Annotated in this window: 18 protein-coding genes; 9 read left to right on the top strand and 9 right to left on the bottom strand. The window is 66.0% G+C overall.

The genetic code is table 11. The features are described from left to right. Positions 1-42 precede the first annotated feature (42 nt). The 6 genes from ELEN_RS06125 to ELEN_RS06100 all read right to left on the bottom strand — a co-directional run bounded on the left by ELEN_RS06125 (position 43) and on the right by ELEN_RS06100 (position 5,894). Positions 43-894 (bottom strand): class II fructose-bisphosphate aldolase, encoded by an 852-nt coding sequence (locus ELEN_RS06125; RefSeq protein ID WP_015760483.1) that lies wholly within the window; start codon positions 892-894, stop codon positions 43-45. A 9-nt stretch (positions 895-903) separates the two neighbouring features. Beyond that, positions 904-1,902, bottom strand: coding sequence for a dihydroxyacetone kinase subunit DhaK (locus ELEN_RS06120; protein WP_015760482.1), 999 nt, complete (start codon positions 1,900-1,902; stop codon positions 904-906). Between the two features lie 70 nt (positions 1,903-1,972). Further along, positions 1,973-2,614 carry a DAK2 domain-containing protein gene (locus tag ELEN_RS06115; RefSeq protein WP_015760481.1) on the bottom strand — a complete coding sequence of 214 codons (642 nt, stop codon included), beginning with the start codon at positions 2,612-2,614 and terminating at the stop codon, positions 1,973-1,975. 271 nt (positions 2,615-2,885) lie between these two features. After that, positions 2,886-3,953 carry a hypothetical protein gene (locus ELEN_RS06110; protein ID WP_015760480.1) on the bottom strand — a complete coding sequence of 356 codons (1,068 nt, stop codon included), beginning with the start codon at positions 3,951-3,953 and terminating at the stop codon, positions 2,886-2,888. Between the two features lie 37 nt (positions 3,954-3,990). Continuing rightward, on the bottom strand, positions 3,991-4,347 hold the full coding sequence (locus ELEN_RS06105) for a hypothetical protein (RefSeq protein ID WP_015760479.1): 357 nt from the start codon (positions 4,345-4,347) through the stop codon (positions 3,991-3,993). 161 nt (positions 4,348-4,508) lie between these two features. After that, on the bottom strand, positions 4,509-5,894 hold the full coding sequence (locus ELEN_RS06100) for a TrpB-like pyridoxal phosphate-dependent enzyme (protein ID WP_015760478.1): 1,386 nt from the start codon (positions 5,892-5,894) through the stop codon (positions 4,509-4,511). A 575-nt stretch (positions 5,895-6,469) separates the two neighbouring features. Here ELEN_RS06100 and ELEN_RS06095 point away from each other — a divergent pair. The 5 genes from ELEN_RS06095 to ELEN_RS06075 all read left to right on the top strand — a co-directional run bounded on the left by ELEN_RS06095 (position 6,470) and on the right by ELEN_RS06075 (position 12,501). After that, positions 6,470-8,104 (top strand): ABC transporter substrate-binding protein, encoded by a 1,635-nt coding sequence (locus ELEN_RS06095; protein ID WP_009304656.1) that lies wholly within the window; start codon positions 6,470-6,472, stop codon positions 8,102-8,104. A gap of 261 nt (positions 8,105-8,365) precedes the next feature. Next, positions 8,366-9,385 (top strand): ABC transporter permease, encoded by a 1,020-nt coding sequence (locus tag ELEN_RS06090; protein WP_009304657.1) that lies wholly within the window; start codon positions 8,366-8,368, stop codon positions 9,383-9,385. Between the two features lie 5 nt (positions 9,386-9,390). After that, the gene (gene nikC / locus ELEN_RS06085; protein WP_015760477.1) at positions 9,391-10,323 is read left to right on the top strand and encodes a nickel transporter permease; all 933 of its coding nucleotides are present in this window, start codon (positions 9,391-9,393) and stop codon (positions 10,321-10,323) included. A gap of 4 nt (positions 10,324-10,327) precedes the next feature. Then, a complete protein-coding gene (locus tag ELEN_RS06080; RefSeq protein ID WP_009304659.1) occupies positions 10,328-11,455 on the top strand; it encodes an ABC transporter ATP-binding protein in 1,128 nt (375 codons plus the stop codon). Next, positions 11,452-12,501, top strand: coding sequence for an ABC transporter ATP-binding protein (locus ELEN_RS06075; protein ID WP_015760476.1), 1,050 nt, complete (start codon positions 11,452-11,454; stop codon positions 12,499-12,501). Before ELEN_RS06080 ends, ELEN_RS06075 begins: the two co-directional genes overlap by 4 nt. A 105-nt stretch (positions 12,502-12,606) precedes the next feature. On the opposite strand, the gene ELEN_RS06070 is transcribed toward ELEN_RS06075, so the two are convergent. Next, positions 12,607-13,908, bottom strand: a complete 1,302-nt coding sequence (locus tag ELEN_RS06070; RefSeq protein WP_009304661.1) for a Fic family protein — start codon at positions 13,906-13,908, stop codon at positions 12,607-12,609. A 285-nt stretch (positions 13,909-14,193) separates the two neighbouring features. On the opposite strand from ELEN_RS06070, the gene ELEN_RS06065 reads away from it, so the two are divergent. The 4 genes from ELEN_RS06065 (at position 14,194) to ELEN_RS06050 (ending at position 21,273) form a co-directional block, all read left to right on the top strand. Further along, positions 14,194-15,678 (top strand): FAD-dependent oxidoreductase, encoded by a 1,485-nt coding sequence (locus ELEN_RS06065; RefSeq protein WP_227110416.1) that lies wholly within the window; start codon positions 14,194-14,196, stop codon positions 15,676-15,678. A 225-nt stretch (positions 15,679-15,903) separates the two neighbouring features. After that, positions 15,904-18,903 (top strand): insulinase family protein, encoded by a 3,000-nt coding sequence (locus tag ELEN_RS06060; RefSeq protein WP_015760475.1) that lies wholly within the window; start codon positions 15,904-15,906, stop codon positions 18,901-18,903. A 559-nt stretch (positions 18,904-19,462) separates the two neighbouring features. Further along, entirely contained in the window at positions 19,463-20,239 is a 777-nt protein-coding gene (locus ELEN_RS06055) for an ABC transporter ATP-binding protein (RefSeq protein WP_009304664.1), read from the top strand. Between the two features lie 104 nt (positions 20,240-20,343). Beyond that, positions 20,344-21,273 (top strand): SufB/SufD family protein, encoded by a 930-nt coding sequence (locus ELEN_RS06050; protein ID WP_015760474.1) that lies wholly within the window; start codon positions 20,344-20,346, stop codon positions 21,271-21,273. Positions 21,274-21,567: 294 nt separating this feature from the next. Here the strand turns inward: ELEN_RS06050 and larC are convergent, their stop codons facing one another. Both larC and larB read right to left on the bottom strand, forming a co-directional pair. After that, positions 21,568-22,122: a nickel pincer cofactor biosynthesis protein LarC gene (gene larC, locus ELEN_RS06045; protein ID WP_015760473.1), complete on the bottom strand. Its 555-nt coding sequence runs from the start codon at positions 22,120-22,122 to the stop codon at positions 21,568-21,570. Next, positions 22,119-22,898, bottom strand: a complete 780-nt coding sequence (gene larB, locus ELEN_RS06040; protein ID WP_015760472.1) for a nickel pincer cofactor biosynthesis protein LarB — start codon at positions 22,896-22,898, stop codon at positions 22,119-22,121. The genes larC and larB overlap by 4 nt, the downstream gene beginning before the upstream one ends. Between the last annotated feature and the right edge of the window lie 93 nt (positions 22,899-22,991).

Genomic DNA, 22,991 nt, shown 5'->3' with positions numbered 1-22,991 from the left:
GGTGCCACAGCCAGCCGCAGCGTCGGCTGGTTCCGACGGCCGTCAGGCCGACGGAACCATACTGAACATGTCCATGGCGGCTTCCGCGTCGGCCTGCATGGCGGCGGTCGCCGCGTTGGCCAGGGCGTGGAAGTACTTCGGGTGCTCTTCGGCGATGAGCGCCTCGACGGCGCGCACGCCCGCGTTGCTCATGTAGCTGAAGTAGTTGATCTTGCGGATGCCGGCACGGATGGCCGCCCGCGTGTCCTCGCACGACAGGCCGCTGCCCCCGTGCATGACGAGCGGCACGCCGCAGCGGATGCGCAGCTCCTCGATCAGCTTGAAATCGAGGTTCGGCTCGGCCCGGTAGAAGCCGTGCACCGTGCCCACGCTGGCCGCGAGGGCGTCGATGCCCGTGTCGGCCACGAAGCGCGCGGCCTCGTCGGGGTCGGTGTACACGTTCTCCCGGTCGTCGTCGGCGTTCTCGAGCCCTTCGTGGCCCGTGGTGAAGCCGATCTCGGCCTCCACGTCGGCGCCGTACTCGTGGGCCAGCTCCACCGCGCCCAGCGTCAACGCCACGTTCTCCTCGTAGGGAAGCTGCGAGCCGTCGATCATGATGGCCGAGAACCCCAGGTCGAGGGCGCGGCGCACGTAGTCGATATCCTCGCCGTGGTCGAGCATCACGCACACGGGAACGCGCGAGGCCTCGGCGCGCGCCACCATGATGGGGCCGATCACGTCGATGGACGTCTCCTCCTCGTGCAGCTGCGCGTGCTGGATGATGACCGGCTCGTCGCGTTCCTCGGCCGCGCCGATGGCCGCGAGCAAAAGCTCGAGGTTCGGCGTGTCGAAGGCGGCGGCCGCGCAGTCGTTCTCTTCCGCCCAGGCGAGGACGGTTCTCAAAGATACGAGCATGGGCCTCCCCTACTTCTTCAGGTACGGCGTGGTGCAGGGGGCGTTCCATAGGCGCAGCAGCTCGTCGTCCATGCGCGCCATGAACATCTGGAACCCGGCCTGCTCCTGCACGGTCAGCATCTCGCCCACGAAGTTCGCCACCACTTCGATGTCCTGCTTCGCCAGCTCCTTGACCGCGGCGCGGTACACGATGAGCTGCTCCATGAGCGTGGTGGCGCCCGAGCCGTTGATGATGAGCATGACCCGCTCGCCCGGCTCGATGCCGATGTCCTTCACGAGCGCGTTCACCATAATGGCGGCCGTCTCGTCGGCAGACTTCAGGGGCTGGCGGCCGCCGCCCTCCTCGCCGTGCTGGCCCATGCCGATTTCCATCTCGTCGTCGCCGAGCTCTGCCAGCAGCGTGCCCGTCTGCGGATGCGTGGCGCCGCGCACGGCCACGGCCAGCGTCGCCATGTTGTCGGCGAAGCGCTGTGCGACGGCCGCCACCTCCTCGAGGCTTCTGCCCTCGGCGGCCGCGGCGCCGGCGATCTTGTAGGTGGGGATGCAGCCCACGAGGCCGCGGCGGTCGTCGGCGTTCTCGCGCGGGGCGTTCGACACGTCCTCCTGCGTGACCACCTTGACCACGTTGAGGCCCTGCTTCTTGCACTGCTTCATGGTCATGTTGCCCGTCAGCATGTCGCCGGCGTGGTTGAGCACGATGTAGAGCACGCCCTTGCCCTTGTCGGCCAGCTTGATGGCGTCGACGCAGGCCTGCGGGCCGGGCGCGGCGAAGATGTCGCCCACCACGTCGATGTCCACCATGCCCTCGCCCACGAAGCCCTCGATGGCCGGCTCGTGGCCGCTGCCGCCCTGCGTCACGATGGTCACGCGGTCGGCCTCGGCCAGCTTCTTGTTGATGACCATGTTGTCCTCGCCCAGCTCGAGAATGTCGGGGTTGGCCAGGGCCAGGCCCTCGAGCAGCTCCGCGGTGAGGTTGTCGGGGTCGTTGATGAACTTCTTCATCTGCATGGTGCTCCTCCTCAGTCGTTTGACAGCCGGAAAAGAAAGGCCCGCCGCGCGATGCGGCAGGCCGGGTTCCCTACGAGCGCGGCAGCGAGGCGCCGTTCGCCAGCCCGCGCAAGAACAGCGAGGTGGACACGGCTCCCGCATCGGGCGTTCCGATGGTCCGATCGCCGTAGCTGCGCGCGCGGCCGAACTTGGAAGCGAAGCCCTCGGATGCCCGGGCGCCCTCCTCCGCGGCCTCGGCCGCGGCCATGAGCACGTCGACGGGGCCGTCGTCCGGGGCGGCGCACGCCTGCGCGGCCTTCACGGCGGGGATCAGGGCGTCCATCATGGTCTTGTCGCCCACCTGCGCCGTGGTGATATCCTGCATCTCGGCCAGGCAGCCGGCGAACATGCGGCGCACGGCGTCGGCGGAAAGCTCGTTCTCGTCGTCGCCGAGCTGGGCGCCCAGGCCGCCGATGAGCGTGCCGTACAGCGGGCCCGCGGAGCCGCCGCGCACGGCCATGACGTCCATGCCCAGATCGTCGAGGAAGTCCTTGATGGAGGCGTCGTCCCACGCCTCGATGCGCTCGTTCACGAGCTTGGCGATCTTCGTAACGGTGATGCCGTGGTCGCCGTCGCCGAACCGGGAGTCGATGTCGCTTAAGCGCTCGGCATGCTCCAGCATGAGTCGCGCGCTCTCGCGCAGCATGGTCTTGCACGTGCCCCGATCGATCATAGGTGCCCCTCTTTCGTCGGTTATTGCTTCGCGGTCAACTCTACCCGCAACGTTCGAGAAGGTCAATGGGCGAAAAGCGCCGTTCCCTCGGGGCGGCGGCAGGAGACGTGCGGGTTTCATGGCGCGAAGAGGGCTGGCGGGCGGGAACGCGCGCCGCGCGCCGATCCGCGCAGCGCGCGGCGCGCGAACCGGCGCGGAGAAGGACGCACGGATCCCGAGCCCTCCGCCGCGCCATGAGAAAAAAACGCCCCCTCCGTGGAGGGGGCGAACCTTACGCGTTGATGTAGACGTAGACGATGCGGATGGTGTCGGCGAGGTTGCCGGACGTGTTCGCGGTGGAGTAGTTGTACAGCAGCACCGCCGACCATTCGTGCGCCGCGCCGTCCAGGTCGACCGTTCCGGAGAACGAGTACGACTCCTTGACGAGCGTCGTGCCGTCGCTCGCGTACTCGGAGTACGCGGTCTTGTCGGCCGGCAGCTCCGCGGAACCCTCGGGCACGTCGACGCCGGCTTCCTGCAGCGTCTTCTCGATGAGGTGCTCGTTCTTCACCGCGTCGACGAAGCTGAGCGAGCCGTAGCCGAGCGAGGCGGTGGCGGCGGAATACCCCGCCTGCACGACCGCGCCGTCCTCGTTCAGGCCGAGGTACACCGTCGGCGTTCCGGAGCGCGTGTCGGCCGGCTCGTCGGTGAGGGCCACCGTCACGTTCGTCTTGACCGGGTTGCCCTCCTCGTTCACCTCCTTCGAGGTGGTCTCGGTGGCGCCGTGCTTGAGCGCCGTGATGGCCTCGTCCTTCGTCATGCCGAGCACGGCGGCCAGGTCGGGCACGTCGGTCTTCTTGGCGGTGGCGGTGGTGGCGTCCTTCGTCTCGTCGGTCTGCATGGACCCGACCTCCTGGGAGCTCTGCTGCTCCTGGGTCTGCTGCGAGGCGATCAGCTGGCTCTCCTCGAACCACTGCCACGCGAAGTAGCCCAGCGCGCCGATCAGCAGGACGAGCAGCACGACGATGGCGATGAGCACGCGCCGCATGCGGCGGGATTTGCGCTGGTAAGCGGGGATCTGCTGCTTCTGCTTCTTTTCCTTCTTCTTCTTGCCGTGGCGGCCCTGGGGCTCTTCGGGCTCGACCGGGACGGCCTCGTCGCCGAACAGCAGGGGCGGCGCGTCCACCGGCTCGAGGGCCTCGATGGCGTCGGGGTACTCGTCCTCGTTGTCGCCGCGGTAGCTGAAGCCGCCCGCGTGCGCGCCGTCGCCCACCGGGGAGAACGCCTCGGTGAGGCCGATGCGCTCGTCGGAGCGGTCGGAGGGGGTGCCTTTGGGTACGTTGGGAGCATGTTTGGGCATCGTAGAGCCTTCCTGACAGGTGGAACGGAGGTGCTGGCTAGCGCAAGAACAGGTACCACGCGACGACGGCGATCACGGCCACCGCGCCGAGCGCGAGCACGATCTTCTGGGCGATGGGCATGGGAGCGGCCTCGAGGTCGTCCAAGGTCGTCCCCTGGTAGCCCTCGTCTTCGGCGGACGGCTCCTCCCGCTCCTCGACCGCCTCGGGCTCCCCGCTCGCAGCGTCGTCGGGCTCGACGACGGCGTCGTCGGCGCTAGGTGCCGTCGGAGCCGGAGCCGGGACCGGCGTCGGGGCCGCGGTTCGCGCCGGGCGCGCGCCCGCCTGGATGACGACATCGTCCTCGTCATCGGGCGTCACGGTTATATGGGAAAACTTGGGGTCGCCTGCAGCCACGGTTCATCCTTTCACGTCAATGCGATTATAGATGATAATCCAGGCGGATGCCCCCGTCCAAATAATATCCATCGAGCTGGGCGCATGCGCCCCCGACGCACGCGCCGCCCCGCCGCGGGAACCTGCGGCGGGGCGGCGCGAAGCGGGAATGCGCGAGCGGCCTACTGCACGCCCTCGATGTGCGGGATGCTGGCGAAGCCCGCCTCCAGCTCCTCGTCGGTGGGGACATGGTCGCTCATCTCGCCGCGGTTGTACGCGTCGTAGGCCTTCATGTCGAAGTAGCCCGTGCCCGTGAGGCCGAAGAGGATCGTCTTCTCCTCGCCCGTCTCGGCGCAGCGCTTGGCCTCCTCCACGGCCTGGAAGATGGCGTGGGCGCTCTCGGGAGCCGGCAGGATGGTCTCGAGCCGCGCGAACTCCACGGCCGCCGCGAACACGTCGGTCTGCTTCACGGCCACGGCGTCCAGGTAGCCGTCGTGCTTGAGCTTCGACACGATGGGACTCATGCCGTGGTAGCGCAGGCCGCCAGCATGGTCGGGGCTGGGCAGGAAGCCGTTGCCCAGCGTGTACATCTTCGCGAGCGGGCAGGTGCGGCCCGTGTCGGCGAAGTCGTAGGCGTAGCGCCCGCGCGTGAGGCTCGGGCAGCTGGCCGGCTCGACGGCGACGAAGCGCGTGTCGGGACGGACGCCTTTGATCTTGTCGCGCATGAACGGCGCGATGAGGCCGCCGAGGTTCGAGCCGCCGCCCGCGCAGCCGATGACCACGTCGGGGTACTCGCCCAGCTCCTCGAAGGCAGCGTAGCTCTCCAAGCCGATGACCGACTGGTGCAGCACCACCTGGTTGAGCACCGACCCCAGCGTGTAGCGGCCCTTGTTGCCGGGAATGTTGAGCGCGCGTTCCACGGCCTCGGAGATGGCCGTGCCCAGCGAGCCCGAGGAGTCGGGATGCTCGGCGAGCATCTTGCGGCCGATCTCGGTGGTATCGGACGGCGAGGGCGTCACGTGCGCATCGAACGTCTCCATGATGTTGCGGCGGAACGGCTTCTGCTCGTAGGAGCACTTCACCATGAACACGTCCAGATTGAGCCCGAAATGCGCCGACGCCTCGGCGAGCGCCGTGCCCCACTGGCCCGCACCCGTCTCGGTGGTGATGCCGTCGAGATCCTGAGCCTTCGCGTAATAAGCCTGGGCGATGGCAGAGTTCAGCTTGTGCGAGCCGGACGTGTTGTTGCCTTCGAACTTGTAGTAGATCTTGGCGGGCGTGCCGAGGGCCTTCTCCAGGTTGTACGCGCGGCACAAGGGCGACGGGCGGTAGATGCGGTACATCTCCAACACCGGTTCGGGGATGTCGACGTAGGCCGTGTCGTCGTCCAGCTCCTGGCGCACCAGCTCGTCGCAGAACACAGGTGCCAGATCCTCAGGTGCCGCGACCTGGCCGTTCGGCAGCCGGATGGGCTCCGGCTTCTCCGGCATGTCGGCCCGCAGGTTGTACCACTGCGTCGGGATCTGGTCTTCGCGCAGGTACAGACGATGCGGTGCTTGTTCGGTCATGGTCGTTTCCTTTCCAATCGGTCGGTCCCGCGGCTTGCCCGCCGCGGATGTTCGCAGTCGGCTTCGGTTCGTGCAGCTCGCACGAAAAGAGCCCCCGGATCTCCGAGGGCTCTTCTGACAAGTATGTGTGCGTGAACAGAAGCCAGGGGACCCGGGATTAATGCGTTCTGCTCCACCACCATGCGCCGATACCCGGCGTCGCGAGGACGCTGGCAGCGCAAACGATGTTGGCGACAGGTTGCAAAGGGGAGCCTTTCATGCTCGGTTTCCGGGTACGCCCGCCAGTATAGCGCGCCGCGCAGCGAAATGCAAAACGCGATTTTGGCCCGAATGCGCCGATAATCGTGCCGCTCGCGCCCGCCTGTTGCGCTGCCGCAGGCGCCTTTGGGCGGTTTTTCGCGCCGCAGACGGCCGATATTTGTTTCCATGGGGTAAATTACCTGGTGCACAGTGCTTTATTGCACTAGAGTATGTTGATACGCTTTTTTGCTAGCATGCGCGAAAGCGTCAGCAAAGTCGCACGACTCGCTGGAGGGCCCCGTTCGACGCGGGGTGCGAGGGAAGGAGAACGACAAATGGAAGAAAGCAAGAACACGTTCAGCAGACGCCAGTTCGTCGAGCTGCTCGGCGTGTCTGCCGCAGGTTTCGGCCTGGTGAGCATGGCGGGCTGCAGCGGCGGCGACACGAGCGCGCCGGCTGCGAGCGGCGGCGACACGACGGGCGGCGGCGCGGCCGACGCCATCACGTACAGCCTTACGGCCGATCCGCGCGCGCTCGACCCGGCGTACTTCGACGACGGCGAGTCCGCAGTGGTCAGCTGCAACATCCACGAGGGCCTGTACCAGTACGGCGCCAAGGATGCGAAGGTCGCCCCGTGCCTGGCAGTCGATCTGCCCGAGATCTCGGACGACGGCAAGGTGTACACCATCAAGCTGCGCGAAGGCGTCAAGTTCCACGACGGCGCCGAGTTCAACGCGGAAGCCGTGAAGAAGTCCATCGAGCGCCAGCTCGAGCCCAACCGCAACTCCGACATGCCCTACGCGTCGTTCGTGTTCGGCGAGAAGGAGGCGGGCAACGGCGTCGAAACCGTCGAGGCCGTCGATCCCACCACCGTGAAGATCACCCTGCGCGCCGCGTCCACCCCGTTCCTGAAGAACCTGGCCATGGCGCTGGCCTCCCCCATCGTGTCCCCTGCGGCAATCGATGCCGCTACCCCCGGCCAGCCCATCGCCGAGCCCAAGGGCACGGGTCCCTACAAGTTCGTCGACTGGACGAAGGGCGCTTCGGTCACCCTCGTGGCTAACGACGAGTACTGGGGAGAAGCCCCGAAGGTCAAGAACCTCGTGTTCAAGATCATCGCCGAGGGCAACACGCGCCTGACCTCGCTCATGAACGGCGAGTGCGACATCATCTCGAGCGTCGACCCCTCGTCGGCCGACCAGGTGACCAGCAACGGCTTCGAGCTGTTCTCCGAGGACGGCATGACCATCAACTACATGGCGTTCAACACCGAGACCGGCCAGTGCACCGATCAGGAAGTGCGCAAGGCCGTCGCCCAGGCCATCAACGTCGAAGAGATGGTGCAGGCCATCTACGGCGATTACGCCACCGTTGCCAACTCGGTCATGCCCACCTGGATGGCTCCGTACGCCAAGGATGTCAAGCAGACGGCGTACGACCCCGAGGCCGCCAAGAAGACCCTGGCCGACAAGGGCATCACCTCGCTGCAGTGCATCACGTACACCACCGCGCGCCCCTACAACCAGAAGGGCGGCAGCCAGCTGGCCAACATGATCCAAGGTTACCTGTCCGAGGTAGGCGTCGACGTGAGCATCACCGAGTACGACTGGACCACCTACAAGACCAAGGTGCAGACCGATCCCTACGATATCTGCTTCTATGGCTGGACGGGCGACAACGGCGATCCGGACAACTTCATGAACCTCTTGGCCGACACGAACTGGTCCATGAACGTGGCGCACTTCCAGGACGACGAGTACAAGGCCCTCATCGCTCAGGGCGTCGACACGCCCGACGGCGATGAACGCGACGCCATCTACCTCAAGTGCGAGGAAATGGTTGCCGAGAAGCAGCCGTGGGTGCTGATCTCCCACTCCAAGAACCTGCTGGGCATCAACCCGAAGGTCAAGGACTTCTACTACCATCCGACGGGCGTCGCCTTCTTCAAGGGCGTGTCCAAGGAAGCGTAAGCCTCTCGCTTCGCGCGGACGGGGCCGCTCGGCGTCGAGCGGCCCCTTTTTTGGGTTCTATTACCGCTCGGCATGGCGTTCTTGCCGTCAAACGAGAGCAAGTGCGCTACACTGTCATGCGATCTTTTTCGATCCACGACTGCACGTTCGGGCGAAACCGGACGCGCGCTCGAAGCCGAAGGCACTGCCTCCGGCTTCATTCCTGTTCGCTCGGCGCCGACACGCCGCCCGGACGGATCCCGGTAAAGAAAGGAGCAGCAGTTGCTCAAATACATCCTCAAACGAATCCTCATGGTGATTCCCGTTTTGCTGGGTGTGACAGTCATCATCTTTCTCATCACACGCGTGTTGGCCCCGGACCCGGCTCCGGTGGTTCTGGGCGAGCACGCAACGACCGAGGCGATGGCGGCATGGCGCGCCGACAACGGGCTGGACGATCCCATCTGGCTGCAGTACATCAACTTCATCGTCGGCGCGCTCCAAGGCAATCTGGGCACGTCGTACTACACCCACCAGCCGGTCACGGCTGAGATCGCGGCGCGTTTCCCCGCCACCGCCGAGCTGGCCATCTGCGCCATCATCGTGGCGTCGATCGTCGGCGTGGCCTTGGGCGTGCTGGCGGCAGTGAAGAAGAACAAGGCGGCCGACAACGTGAGCATGCTCATCGCGCTCGTCGGCGTATCGATGCCCATCTTCTGGTCGGGCATCCTGCTTATCCTGCTGTTCTCGGGCATCCTGCACTGGCTGCCGTCGAGCGGCCGCGTGTCCCCCCTCCTGCAACCGTCGGGAGGAACCGGATTCTTCATTCTCGACACCATCATGCAGGGCAACTGGGCCGGCCTCGCCGACGTGCTGGTGCACCTCATCCTGCCCACGTTGGCGCTGTCGCTGTACTCCATGGCCATCATCACGCGCATGACGCGCTCCAGCATGCTGGAGACGCTGAACGCCGACTACATCCGCACCGCGCGCGCCAAAGGCCTGTCGAAGGGCTCCGTCAACATCAAGCACGCGCTGCGCAACGCCATGCTGCCCGTGTCCACGGTCATCGGCCTGCAGTTCGGAAGCCTCTTGGGCGGCGCGCTGCTCACCGAGACGGTGTTCGCATGGCCCGGCATCGGCAAGTTCGCCGTCGACTGCGTGCTGAAGAGCGACTTCCCCGTCGTCCAGGGCATCGTGCTTCTGGTGGCGGTCATCTTCGTCATCATGAACCTCGTCGTCGACATCGTGTACGCCTACCTCGATCCCCGCATCAAGTACGGCGCGAAGGAAGAGGGGTGATCCGCATGGCGAAGAACAAGCTGCTCGCCACGGAGCCGGCCGGCGATGCCGCGCTGCTGAACGGCCAACCGGTCAAGGAGAAGCACGAGAGCATCTGGAAAGACGTGTTCGCGGGCATCGTGTCCAACAAGGCGTCGCTCGTCAGCGGCATCTTCATCCTGATCCTGGCCGCCATCGCCATCGTCACGAAGCTGGCTCCCGGCATCCTGCCCTACGACCCGTACGCGCAGAACCTCGGCGAATCGCTGCTGGGGCCCTCGGCGCAGCACTGGTTCGGCACCGACATCCAAGGCCGCGACATCTTCTGCCGCGTGCTCGTGGGCACGCAGATCACGCTGACCGTGGGCCTGGCCGCCGTGGCCATCTCGCTCACCGTGGGCGTCATCCTTGGCTCCATCGCCGGCTACAAGGGCGGCAAGTGGGACACCGTCATCATGCGCATCATGGACATGATGCTGGCCATCCCCTCCATCCTTCTGGCCATCGCCATCATGGCGGCGCTCGGGCCCGGCATCGAGAAGGCGGTCGTGGCCATCGGCCTGGTCGCCATTCCCGAGTACGCCCGCATCGTGCGCTCGGAGATCCTCTCCATCAAGGAGAACGACTACGTGGCCGCCGCGCGCGTCATCGGCGATTCCAACTTCAAGATCGTGTTCAAGCACGTGCTTCCCAACGTGCTGCCGTCCATCATCGTCCGCGCCACGCTGGGCATCTCCACGGCCATCCTCGACGCAGCCGCCCTCGGCTTCCTCGGCTTGGGCGTGCAGCCGCCTGCCGCCGAATGGGGCGACATGCTGGGCCGCGGGCGCAACGAGCTGTTCCGCGCGCCTTGGCTCATGATATTCCCCGGCCTGGCCATCACGCTGACCGTGCTCGCGTTCAACCTCCTGGGCGACGGCGTGCGCGACGGTCTCGACCCCAAAGCAAGGAAGAGGTGATCCCGTGCTTCTTTCGGTGAAGAACCTCTCAACGGAGTTCCCCGTCAAGAAGGGCATCGTCCGCGCCGTCGAAGACGTGAGCTTCGACGTGGACCAAGGCGAGATCCTGGCGATCGTGGGCGAGTCGGGTTCCGGCAAGTCCGTGACCAGCCTCTCCATCATGGGTCTTTTGGCCGAGCCGGGACACGTGGCCGGCGGCTCCCTGGAGTTCGAAGGCAAGGACCTCGCAACCCTGTCCGAGAAGCAGTACCGCGAACTGCGCGGCAACGACATGGCGATGATCTTCCAGGAGCCCATGACCTCGCTCAACCCGGTGTACCGCGTGGGCAACCAGATCGTGGAGGCCATCCGCACCCACGAGAAGGTGTCGAAGGCCGAGGCGAAGGACCGTGCCGTCGACCTGTTGCGCAAGGTGGGCATCCCCAGCCCCGAGGCACGCATCAACGACTACCCGCACCAGATGTCGGGCGGCATGCGCCAGCGCGTGATGATCGCCATGGCGCTGGCCTGCAACCCGAAGCTGCTCATCGCCGACGAGCCGACGACGGCCCTCGACGTGACCATCCAGGCGCAAATCCTCGATCTTCTGCGCCGCCTGCGCGACGACACGGGCATGGCCGTGCTGCTGATCACGCACGACCTGGGCGTGGTGTCGGAGACGGCCGACCGCGTGGTGGTCATGTACTGCGGCCAGGTGGTGGAGGAAGCCGAGGTCCGCACGCTGTTCGACCACCCGATGCACCCCTACACGCTGGGCCTGCTGAAGTCCATCCCCCGCCTGGAGGACGACGATTCGAAGCGCCTGTACATGATCAAGGGCATGGTGCCGAACCCGTTGGAGATGCCGCCGGGCTGCCATTTCTCAGACCGCTGCGACTCCTGCATGGACATCTGCCGCACGAAGGTTCCCGAGCTTGTGGACGTCGACGGCCATAAGGTGCGCTGCTTCCTGTACGAGAGCGCCGACGGCGAAGTGAAGAGCGAGGAAGCCATCGCCCGAGCCGAGGCCGAGGCGCTGGCCGACGTCGAAGCGGCGCGCGAGGTGGAGACCGCCGAGGCGCTGTTGGCTGCCGAAGATCTGCGCGAGGCGGAGATCGAGGAGATCGAGAAGGAAGAGGAGGCGAGCCGATGAGCGAGAACACCGCGAGCAACGCGACCGCGTCCGCGCAAGCGGGCGCGGTCGAGCTGGACATCCTGCTCGACGTCCAGCACCTCACGAAGCGTTTCGCTGCAGACACGAACTTCTTCGGCAAGGCGACCTCCTACGTGCAGGCCGTGGACGACGTGAGCTTCCAAATCCGCAAGGGAGAGGCGTTCGGCCTGGTGGGCGAATCGGGCTGCGGCAAAACCACCGTAGGCAAGATGCTGGTGAACCTGCTGAAGCCCACGTCGGGCAAAATCGTCTTCGACGGCAAAGAGCTGACGGCGATGAAGCCGGCCGAGCGCAAGCAGTACTGCAAAGACATCCAGCTGATCTTCCAGGATCCCTACGCGTCGCTCAACCCGCGCATGCGCATCGGCGACATCATCGCCGAGCCCATCATCACGAACAACATACTGCCGAAAGACCAGGTGGAGGATCGCGTGAACGAGCTGTTAGAGCGCGTGGGCCTGGCGAACTACATGCGCAACCGCTACCCCCACGAGTTCTCGGGCGGCCAGCGCCAGCGCGTGGGCATCGCGCGCGCCCTGGCCGTGAACCCGAAGCTCATCGTGTGCGACGAGCCGGTGTCGGCATTGGACGTGTCCATCCAAGCGCAGGTGTTGAACCTGCTGGACGAGCTGAAAGAGCAGTTCGGCCTGACGTACCTGTTCATCGCCCACGGCCTGAACGTGGTGAAGCACGTGTCCGACCGTGTAGGCGTCATGTATCTGGGCAAGATGATGGAGATCGCCCCCAAGAAGGCGCTGTACGCCGATCCGCTGTCGCCGTACACGCAGGCGCTGCTGTCGGCCATCCCGTCGGTCGACCCCGCCGCCAAGAAGGAGCGCATCATCCTGGAAGGCGACGTGCCCTCGCCCATCGACCCGCCGCCGGGCTGCCGCTTCGCCAGCCGCTGCTTCGCGAAGGTGAACGGCTGCGACGAGGTCATGCCTCCTTTGGTCGAGGTGAAGCCCGATCATTGCGTGGCCTGCCACCGCTACGACAAGGGCGGCCCCGGGACGGCCGTGATCTGACAACGAGAACCTCGCCGCCCCCGCGCGATCGAACCGCCTCCCATTTCTCGGACATGAGAAATGGGAGGCTTTTTCATGACCGGGCGCTTTCTTTGCGAATGCACGTCAAGAGCGCGTCAACAGCTGGCGAAGGCCGGGGGTCACGGGGAACTCAAAGGCGCGCTTCGTGCGGACGCACTTCAAAAACCCAAGGTCGACGAGACCGTACAGGTCGGCACGCGCCGTGGCGTAAGCGACCTTGTGGGTTTTCTGATGCGACTCGATGCGAAACACCGCCTCAGGATTGCTGAGGGCCATCTGCAGCACGGAGCGCTGCCGATGATTGACGTCTACGTCGTTTCGCAGCGCGCGCACGAACGCCTCATCACGTTTGAGCATGCGTTTGAGCTCCGCTTCGACCTCGTCCAGCTTCTTGCGCACCAAACCCGTCGCCACGTCGATGTGGATGGTGTAGTCGACCTCGCCGTCAACGAGGACAGCGGCGTCTTTCACCAGCGACATGACGGCGGGCGGGCGAAGGATGCCGCTTTCCCAGGCGCCCATAGGCTTCACGATGGGCACGTACGCCAACACGGGCCGTTCCGTCTTCCTGAACAACAGCTTCATCATGAGCGAGCACACGGCGCCGTTCCAATCCGGCAGCGGGTGCACGCTCATGAACAGGTGGCGGACGCCCAAGGCCAGCAACAGCGGATGCTCGGCATACGTTTCGCTGTTCTCCTCGATGATCTTCGACACGAGCGCGAGCGCCGCAGAGCGATCGAGCGGCTTGCGCTTCCACAAGCGGGAACCCTGTCGCGACGAACGGGTGACCTGGCGCTCCACGCCGCGCGAAACCCGTTCGTACACCTCGAGGACGATCTCGGGCGTGCAAGGCCTTCCGGCAAGCTCCTCAAGATGCCAGGCGGTTCGATGCCAGTTCAAAAGGAGGCGCTCTTCCGAGGTTTCCGGGTCGCGCTCGGAAAGCAGCACCTCGCGCGCCTTCTCGTAACCGATGGACAAACCGTCCTCTTTCAGCGTCGCAACGGCCTCGTCCACGTGCGCCTCTACCAGAAAGTACGTGGCGTTGCGCGAACGCACGGCCAAATCGAGCCACGACCCTGCATGGCAGCGCTTGTCGATATCGTCGAGGTTCGCCACGATCGAGCGCGTGGGATAGTACCAACCGCGCCGCCCTTCCCCATCGCGAAACGGCAGTTCGACGGCCGTCTGGCGCCGCAGCGCGTTGAGGATGTCCCACGCCTGCTCGCGCGAGACGCCCTCCGGCATGGCAAGCATTTCGAACTCTTCGCGCGTCAGCGGACGCTCGTCCGCCAACACGCGCAGGCCGCAGAACACCGGATCCTTCAAAAGCGAGATCATCTGCCGCACCGTCGCATCGGACATGGCGGCCGTCTTCGTCTCCACCAGATCGCCCCTCCTCGATTTGATAGATTTTGATAGTTCATGATACGTGCTTCTCGTTCGAATGCCAACAAGGGAACGGACAACGGTGGCAAGAGGTTTGAACTGGTATTTCTTCGGGGCTTCCCCGCTTTTCGCACTTCGGGAAAGCCTCAGATAACTATCAATTTTCCAGATATTGACAGTTAAATCGATGGCCGCGTACCCTTTTCGCCAGGCGCAAGCCGAAAGGGAGGAACAATCGACAACATCATGAAAGGGAGTGGGATCATGAGCGATGGAAAGCGCATGACGCGAAGGGGATTCGTAGGAGCGGCGCTCGCCGGGACTATGGGCGTTGCGGCGTCCTCGTTCTTGGCCGGATGCAGCGCACCGACGTCCTCGAGCGATTCGCAGGAGTGGGATCAGGAAGCCGATGTCGTGGTGGTGGGAGCAGGCGGGGCCGGACTCGCGGCCGCCATCGAAGCCGCGAACGCGGGTGCGAGCGTGCTGCTGCTCGAGAAGGCCAGCGCCGTCGGAGGCGACTCCGCGCTGAGCGACGGCATCTTGGGCGGCTGGGGCACCAAACTGGCGAAAGAGCAGGGCATCGACGCCGACGCCGACGACGTGTACCGCTGGTTCACGCGTCATCCCGAATGGTACGGACCGAAGGATCCCGCCATCGCGCGCGTGCTGGCCGACAAGAGCGGAGAGACGATCGATTGGCTGCAGGAGATGGGCGTGCCTTTCCTGAAGGAAGTAGGGCCGCTGTTCGGGTACACCGAACTGCCGGTCATCCACCATGTCGATGGCAAGGGCGCCGAGATGGTGCGCGTGCTCGCCGAGACGGCCGAAAAAGCCGGCGTGGGCACGCTCACCGACACCTCGGCAACGAAGCTGGTCGCCGACGCCGACGGACGCGTCATCGGCGTGGAGGCGGTTCAGAAGAAGAACCCCGTGCGCATCAAGGCGAACAAAGGCGTGGTCATGGCAACAGGCAGCTTCGCCGGAAGCACGGCCATGATCGGTCAGATGAACGCCGAATGCGCCAACCTGCTGCCGGGCTCGAACCCCGGAGCCACGGGCGACGGCCTGGTCATGGCCATGGAGCTGGGCGCCTACACCACGCGCGTCTCGGACATGCCGCTGATGAGCTCGTTGGCAGGCCTTGAATCGGGCAGCATCGTCAACATCAACTACGGGATGCGCCTGCCGGGGCTCTGGCTCGATGCCGAAGGCCAACGCTTCTTCGACGAATCGACCCCCTACGAAAACCCCAACGGGCACCGCGCCATCGTGCGCAAGCAGAACGAGCAGGGATCGCCGGTCATCGCGTTGCTGGGAACCACGCCCGAGCTGGACGCCATGCAGGCCACGTACCCGCTGAAATGGGCCACCGCCGACACCGTAGAGGAAGTCGCCGGCATGGTGGGCCTCGACGGCGCGAAGGCGAAGGCCACCGTCGAGCGCTATAACGGCTTCTGCGAAGCGGGCAAGGACGAGGACTGCGGAACTCCCGCCGACAAGATGGTGCCCATGACCGGCCCCTTCTACGCAGCTCCTATCGCTGTGAGCACCTCGGTCACCGTCGGTGGCTTCAAGACGAACGAGCAGGCTCAGGCCCTCAGGCTCGCCTTGGCTTCCAGCGGCTCGCTGACCGAACCGATCCCCGGCCTGTACGCCGCCGGCGTGGTATGCGAGTGGAACTGCGCCGCCGGAGCCACGGTACTCAGCGCGATGACGCTCGGTCGCATCGCGGGTCGAAGCGCCGCTGCGGAGGCCTCCGCAGCCTAGCGGCATCGGACAATCGCCCCCTCCCCTTCGAGAGGCCTGCCTGCTTGGGCGGGCCTCTCGCCCCGCATGAGCGCCTTGGGCTTAACCGGTGTGCAACGATTCTCCGGATCGTCGGCGAACCCTGACGACGATGCGACCTGTTCGCGCTATCATAGACGTCGACACACGAACTCGCGCTCGACGGCCGATTATCGGTATCGAGCTCATCCGGAAAGGCGGCATTGCATGGACCTTGCTCCCGAGCAGAAGCTGCACGGATTCACCGTGCGCACGCGCGAAGAACTTCCCGAGATCGACGGCACGGCGTACGTGCTCGACCACGACAAGAGCGGCGCGCAGCTGCTGTACCTGCGAAACGACGACAACAACAAGGCGTTCTCCATCGCGTTCAAGACGCCGCCCGCCGACGACACGGGCGTGTTCCACATCCTGGAGCACTCGGTGCTGTGCGGCTCGGACAAGTTTCCCGTCAAGGAGCCGTTCGTCGACCTGCTGAAAAGCTCGATGCAGACGTTCCTGAACGCCATGACCTTCCCCGACAAGACGATGTATCCGGTGGCCAGCACGAACGACCAGGACTTGCTGAACCTCGCCGACGTGTACCTCGACGCGGTGCTGCACCCGGCCATCTACCGTAAACGCGCCATCTTCGAACAGGAGGGCTGGCACTACGAGCTGGGCGGCGACACGGAAGCCGAAGCGGGCGACTCCGTTGCAGGCGACGCCGTGGCCGCCACGGAAGCCGCCGACGGGTCTGCGCGCCTCGTGCTGAACGGCGTGGTGTACAACGAGATGAAGGGCGCGCTGTCCGATCCGAATTCGGTGCTGTACGACGAGCTGCAGGCGGCGCTGTTCCCCGACACGGCCTACCGCTTCGAGTCGGGCGGCACGCCGCGCGCCATCCCCGACCTCACCTACGAGCAGTTCCTGGAGGAGCACCGCCGCCACTACCGCCTGGACAACAGCTACCTCACGTTGTACGGCGATCTCGACCTGGACGGCATGCTGGCCTTCCTCGACGAACGCTATCTGTCCCCCGTCGCCGACGAGCAGGCGGCCGCGACGGGCATCGGCTCCGAGGGCGCGCCTCTCGGCCCCCACGAGCTGCGCGAGCAGGCGCCCGTACGCGCGCTGGGCGTGAAGAGGAACATGGCTACCGCGCCCGAGAACGCGTGCGCCGGGCTGGGCTACGTCATCGGCAACGCGTGCGAGCGCACGCGCATGACGGCCGTGGACATCCTCATCGACGCCATCGCAGGCTCGAACGAGGCGCCGCTCAAGCGCGCCCTGCTGGACGCGGGGCTGGCGGCCGACGCTACGGCGTTCTTCGCCGACTCGCTGCTGCAGCCGTTCGCGGTCATCCAGCTGCGCGGACTGGAGGAAGGCGGTGCCGAGCGTTTCCGCCCGGTCGTGGAGAAAACGCTGCGCAAGCTGGCCGACGGAGGGCTCGACCGCGCGCTCGTGGAGGCGTCGCTGTCGCGCGCCGAGTTCGTCATGCGCGAGCGCGAGTACGGCATGCCCGACGGCGTGGCGCTGGCGATGAGCTCGCTGGCGGGCTGGCTGTACGACGACGATGCGGCCACGTCCTACCTCAAGTACGAGGACGACTTCGCGTTTCTGCGCAAAGCGCTGGACGAGGGGTATTTCGAGCGGCTGATCCGCGAGGCGTTCCTGGACAGCGACCATATGGCCGAGGTGGAGATCGTGCCAGTCGACGGCGACGAGGACGCCTACGAGGAGGAACGCCTGGCCGCCGTCGAAGCCGCCATGACTCCCGAGGACTACGTTCGCGTGGCCGACGAGGAGGCCGCGCTGCGCCGCTTGCAGGAGGAGCCCGACTCGCCCGAAGCTTTGGCCGTGCTGCCGCGCCTGTCGGTAGCCGACATAAAGGACGCTCCCGAGGAGCCCGCGTACGGCCTAGTGGAGGGCGCGCCCGTTCCTACGCTGCGCCACGACGTGCCGACGCACGGCATCGCCTACGCCTACCGCTACTTCGACCTCGACCGCGTCGCGTTCGACGAACTACCTTACGTGGCCGTTCTGGGCCTCGTGCTGGGCAAGCTGGGAACCGCACGACATACCGCCTCCGAGCTGGACACGCTCGTCAACGGCAAGCTGGGCAACCTCACGTTCTTCGCCGAGATCTACGAGAGCGAGACCGACCCCGCTGCCCTGGCTCCGAAGTTCGTCGTCAGCTCGAGCGCTCTGACCGAGAACGTCCGCGAGCTGGCCGAGCTGCCCCGCGAGATCATGCTGGAGACCGACTTCTCCGACACGGGCAAGATCAAGGACGTGCTGCAGCAGCGCCGCATCGGCATGGAGCAGGGCTTCGCGAACGCGGGGCATGCTAGCGCTATGGCGCACTTGGCTTCGTACTACCTGCCGGCCGGCGTGGTGCGCGAGCAGCTGGGCGGCGTCGGGTTCTACCGCTTCCTCAAGCAGCTGCTGGCCTCGTTCGACGAGCGCGCCGAAGAGGTGTCCGCACGCCTGGCCGACCTCGCCGTGCGTCTGTTCGCCGACGACGCTCTGACGCTGAGCTTCACCGGCACGGACGACGACTACGAACGCTTCCTGGCCGCAGGCGCCGCGCTCGGCCGCACGCGCCCCGAAGACGGCGTGCGCTTGATCGCGCCCGACCCCGTGGCGCTCAACGAGGCGTTCATCGTGCCCACCGACGTGTGCTATGCGGCCCAGGGCTTCGACCGCCGCGCCTTCGACGCGGGCTACACGGGCGCCTGGCAGGTGGCCGCGCGGGCGCTTTCCTACGACTACCTGTGGAACGAGGTGCGCGTGAAGGGCGGCGCGTACGGGGCGGGCTTCCAGACGGCGCGCACCGGCAATCTGCGCTTCTACTCGTATCGCGACCCGCACCTCGACGACACGCTGGCCCGCTTCGCCAGGGCTTCCGAGTGGTTGGCCAAGTTCGACCCCGCCGCCGAGGCGATGGAAGGCTACGTGGTGAGCACCGTGGCCGGGTTCGACACCCCGCTCAAGGCGCGCGCCCTCGTGCGGCGCCAGGACGGCGACTTCTTCGGCGGACGCACGCCCGAGAGCCGTGCCGCCACGCGCGCCCAGATGATCGACGCGGACGCCGCTGCGCTGCGCGCGCTGGCCGGGCCCATCGCCGAAGCCGTCGCGATGGACGCCGTGTGCGTGTTCGGCAGCAAGGACATCATCGAGGCGTCCGATGCCGGCCTCGCGGTGATCGACCTGCTGAACGAGTAGGCCCGCGACGTAAACAGAGCGCTTCGACCGCGGCCCCGACGCAGACGCCGGGGCCGCCTCGCGCCCAGCCCCTTTCGCACGCAACCGCGACAGCGCGTCACGGCGATCACGGACCGAGGCCGGAATGGCAACAATGCATCGAATTCGGAATACGCGCGGGGGCCGAAAGCGCGAATAGCGGCCCTGCTATGGTGTCGCGCATTTTGCGACCAGGTATTCCGTCGAAAGGAACCCCTCGGGCTCTCCGCAACGCAGCCCTGAGAGTTCCGAATTCGATGCATTATCGCCACCCGAACCCCTGCCGGATGCTCGCACGCCCGGCCTTTGCCTGGCAAGCCCTGAAAATCGCACTTCCGAAGCACACGTCCTCGCGCTTGAGCTAGAATAAGCGGTTGGAACCGAGTGCGTGCGAAGCGATTGGATCCGGGGGTCGTCCCGGCCGTTGACGGCCGAGGCGGACGCGCCTGTCGCCGAGCATGCGGCCGCGCTTGACCGAGCGCCGCAATAATGATAGTAATACAGTATCAAATAGACGAGAAGAATACGGAGAGCTGCTGTTATGCTGGAACTCAAGAACCTCACCTTCGAGGTGCCGCTTGCGGACGGATCGAAGGAAACGAAGCGCATCATCGACGATCTGTCGCTCACCATCCCCGACGGCCGCTTCACGGTTATCACCGGCCCGAACGGCGGGGGCAAGTCGACGCTGGCCAAGCTCATCATGGGCGTCGAGCGCGCGACGAGCGGCCAGATCCTGCTGGACGGCGAGGACATTACCGACCTGTCCATCTCCGAGCGCGCCAAGAAGGGCATCGGCTACGGTTTCCAACAGCCCGCACGCTTCAAGGGCATGAAGGTGAAGAAGCTGCTGGACATCGCGGCCGGCAAGAAGCTGCCGATGCTCGCGTGCAACGAGTACCTGGCGAAGGTGGGCCTGTGCTCGGCCAGCTACCTCACGCGCGAGGTGGACAAGAACCTGTCCGGCGGCGAGGTGAAGCGCATCGAGATCGCCACCATCCTCGCGCGCGACCCGAAGCTGGCCATCTACGACGAGCCCGAGGCGGGCATCGACCTGTGGAGCTTCGACCGCCTGACCGAGACGTTCCGCGACATCCACGAGGCGCGCGACGGCCGCTCCATCGTGATCATCTCGCACCAGGAGCGCATCATCCAGCTGGCCGACGAGATCGTGCTTCTGCGCGACGGCAAGGTTGCCGAGACGGGCACGCCCGAGGAGCTCATGCCGAAGCTGGGCTTCGTGGCGAAGGGCATCCCCGGCTGCCAGCTGAGCACCCCCACCGAGCTGCACCTCACGGAGATCGCCACCACCTGCTAACCCGCCCACGCCGCGCTGCGAATGTTTCACGTGAAACATTCGTTCGCTTTCACGCACGCGGCAGCTGCACGAAGCCGCCGCTTTGAACCCAGAAGGAGGCCATCATGGCTGTTGATCTTTCCCCCATCGACGAGAGCCTGCTCGCCGAGATCGCCAACATACACGGCATGCCGAAAGGCGCGTTTAACATCCGTAAGGACGGCGAGCTCGTCGAGCGCCACTCCTCGGCGAACATCGAGATCGCCACGAAGACGGACAACCCCGGCATCGACATCCGCATCAAGGCGGGCACGAAGGGCGAGACGGTGTACATCCCCGTCATCGTCACGCAGTCGGGCCTGAAGGACGTCGTGTACAACACGTTCTACATCGAAGACGACTGCGACGTGACCATCATCGCCGGCTGCGGCATCCACAACGAGAGCCACCAGGCCTCCGAGCACGACGGCATCCACACGTTCTACTGCGGCAAGAACAGCCACGTGAAGTACGTGGAGAAGCACTACGGTGAAGGCACCGGCACCGGCGAGCGCATCCTCAACCCCGTGACCAACGTGATCATGGACGAGAATTCCAGCTGCGAGATGGAGCTCACGCAGCTGCGCGGCGTGTCGTCCACCGTGCGCGACACGAACGCCGAGCTGGGCGCGGGCGCGAAGCTGGTGCTGACCGAGAAGCTGCTGACCCACGACGACCAGGTGGCCACCTCGAACATGAAGGTGGAGCTCAAGGGCGACGATTCCAGCGTGCAGGTAATCTCGCGCTCGGTGGCGCAGGACAACTCCAAGCAGATCTTCAACCCGCTGGTCATCGGCGAGGCGCAGTGCCGCGGCCACGTGCAGTGCGACGCAATCCTCATGGGCACGGCGAAGGTGACCGCCATCCCCGGCATCGAGGCCGCCCACGAGGACGCCCTGCTGGTGCACGAGGCCGCCATCGGCAAGATCGCCGGCGACCAGATCACGAAGCTCATGACCCTGGGTCTGACCGAAGAGGAAGCCGAGCAGGAGATCCTCGAAGACTTCCTGAACTAGCCGGTTCCGTCGGCCTCACGGCCGGCGGAACGACTCGACACTGCGAAGGCCCCCGGCGTTCGGAGTTGCCCCTTGTGCGCCGCTCGGCGCGTACCGAAGTACGCTTGGCAGCGCAGCGGGACAACTCCGAACGCCGGGGGCCTTCTCGCTGCCTCACTACGCCAACCCGCGAGGCGTTGTTCTCCCTCCAAATGCCGCGCGGATGTTTCACGTGAAACATTTGTTTGCTCGAACGAGTGTTTCACGTGAAACACTCTGACGAAGCGCTACGACGCGGAGCGGCGGAGCGGGTTGCTACGCATCGTAGCGCTGCACGAAGTGGAGGATGACGGCGGCGCTCGTGGGGGTACAGCGCTCGCCTTCCAGCTTGCGCTCGCACGTGGGGATGCCGCGGGCGATGATGGCGGCGGTGGCCGGCGCGGGGATGGGCAGCTCGCCGTGGGCGCATCGCACGGTGCCGCTGCCGGTCTGCACGCGGGTGGCCGCGATCTCGTCCGGGTCGAGCGCCTCCACGGCCAGGCAGATGGCGAGCACGTTGCGCAGCGCCTCGCCGTTGCCCACTTCGTGGAAGTGCGTCTCCTCCACCGTGCAGCCGTGCGCCGCGGCCTCAGCCTCGGCGAGGATGCGGTAGACGGCGCGCATGTCGCCCTTCGCCCGCTCGCTCGCGGCGAGCGCGTCGATGGCGGCGTTCACCTCGCCCAGGTCGTGATGATGCCCGTCGGAAACGCCGGCCGCCTCGGCGGCCTCGAGCACCTGCGCGCGCCGCTCTTCGGGCAGCTGCAGCAACGCCACGGCCAGCAGGTGGCGCCTCGTGGCGTTCTCTTCCAAGTTCCAAACCAACGTCGTCATGCCGTCCTCGCTTTCACATGGTTGATCATATGGGCCTGGTAGCCCGCGCCGAAGCCGTTGTCGATGTTGACGACGGACACGCCCGAGGCGCACGAGTTCAGCATGGCCAGCAGGGCCGCGACGCCGCCGAAGCTGGCGCCGTAGCCCACGCTCGTGGGCACGGCGATCACCGGACACGACGCGAGACCGCCCACCACGCTGGCCAGCGCGCCCTCCATGCCCGCCACCGCCACCACGACGCTGGCCCGCGCGATGTCGTCGGCATGCGCCAGCAAGCGATGGATGCCGGCCACGCCCACGTCGTACAGGCGCACCACGTCGTTGCCCAGCATCTCGGCCGTCACGGCGGCTTCCTCCGCCACCGAAAGGTCGCTCGTGCCGGCGGCGGCTATCACGATAGGCCCGTTGCCGTCGGGCTCGGGCGCCTCGCCCAGGATGCCGAGACGCGGGCCTTGGCGGTAGGCGAACGCGAGAGGGCACGCGCCTTCCAGGGCACGTTCGACCGCGGCGGCCTTCTCGGCGTCGAGCCGGGTGACCAGCACGCGCTCCTGCCCGTTCTCCACGAGCGCGCGGCACACGCCCGCTATCTGCTCGGCCGTCTTGCCCGCACCGTACACCACCTCCGACACGCCCTGGCGCATGCCGCGATGGTTGTCCACCGTCGCGTAGCCCAGCTCCGTGAACGGAGCGATGCGCAGCGCCTGCTCGGCCTCGTCGACGGCGGTCTCGCCCGCCGCGACGCGCTCGAGCAGCTCGCGCAGTTGTCGTTGCTCCATGTTCAACCTCCGTCATGATACCGATCGTCGACCATTGAACCACTTGGAGCGCACTCCAAGTCAAGCGCCTTTCCTTCCCCGCCATAAAGAAAG

The organism is Eggerthella lenta DSM 2243 (genome assembly GCF_000024265.1).
GTDB lineage: Bacteria > Actinomycetota > Coriobacteriia > Coriobacteriales > Eggerthellaceae > Eggerthella > Eggerthella lenta.
Note: the sequence above shows the minus strand (reverse complement) of the source record. Positions and strands in the feature narration are given on the sequence as shown.